Source organism: Thalassotalea mangrovi, assembly GCF_005116735.1.
Lineage (GTDB): Bacteria > Pseudomonadota > Gammaproteobacteria > Enterobacterales > Alteromonadaceae > Thalassotalea_A > Thalassotalea_A mangrovi.
Genome location: NZ_SWDB01000076.1, coordinates 1 through 564 on the forward strand (window position 1 = coordinate 1; position 564 = coordinate 564).

The window sequence follows — 564 nt, forward strand, 5'->3', positions numbered from 1 at the left end:
AGAGCGAACTTGAGACATACGCCGACCAGGAGGTGCTAAGTGATGAGCAGGAAAACAATTATCAAATGGTCGACTATTTCATTGTTAACTTTCGGGTTTATTAGCGTTATTAGCATATTTGTATCGTCTCTGAAGGTGAGTCAAAAAAGTGAAAACCAAAAATGGTTGGAGGTTGATGTTTCATCGTTAGAAGTTGGTCAAATAATTGAAGTGAATAATTCCTACTTTGTTATGAAACAGGCGACAGGCGGTAACTACATAATATTTAGAAGCTTCTCTCCTTATCGGGGTTGTGAACTAGAATATATCCCCGCGGACGAAGCGAATCAAAAGCGAAATATTCGAAAAGAGTATGAAAATCAAGCTCACTTTTACGAACCAGAATGCGATGGAGGCGTTTGGTTGCCTGACGGAATGTATGCTAAAGGTACGGGACATCCTTTCGACACTGATTTGCTGCCGCAGAAGTATAAAATTTCCAGGTCTGGATTTATTTTAATAGACCGTTCTTAACTGGAACTGGTTACGAGATAGAGGTCAAGGGCTGGAATGAGCGATAAGCGG

At 40.8% G+C, this 564-nt stretch carries 1 protein-coding gene; it reads left to right on the forward strand.

Translation table 11 applies throughout. From position 1 onward, the window contains the following. Positions 1-135 precede the first annotated feature (135 nt). Entirely contained in the window at positions 136-513 is a 378-nt protein-coding gene (locus E8M12_RS16260) for a hypothetical protein (RefSeq protein ID WP_211245071.1), read from the forward strand. The last annotated feature ends 51 nt before the right edge of the window (positions 514-564 follow it).